This window comes from Bradyrhizobium uaiense (assembly GCF_010811875.1).
Lineage (GTDB): Bacteria > Pseudomonadota > Alphaproteobacteria > Rhizobiales > Xanthobacteraceae > Bradyrhizobium > Bradyrhizobium uaiense.
Genome location: NZ_VKHP01001249.1, coordinates 1 through 215 on the forward strand (window position 1 = coordinate 1; position 215 = coordinate 215).

At 63.7% G+C, this 215-nt stretch carries 1 pseudogene; it reads right to left on the reverse strand.

Annotated elements, in window-relative coordinates:
• Window positions 1-215, reverse strand: a pseudogene (locus FNJ47_RS49495) (3-hydroxyacyl-CoA dehydrogenase); the annotation flags it as partial.

Genomic DNA, 215 nt, shown 5'->3' on the forward strand with positions numbered 1-215 from the left:
TCTCGCCCTTCGGGATCTCGATGTTGGCGCGGAAAATACGGCCGAGGCCGGCGTTGTCGGGGCCTTTTTGCGTCCAGTAGATTTTGCCGAGCTTCGGATCGATGGTGATGCCGACGCACCAGCGGGTTTCATCGAGCTGGTCCTTGTCGCCGCGGCCGCGCTCGACCAGCGTTTCGACCTTGGAGCCGTCGAGGTTCGCGCGCATCACGCGCATG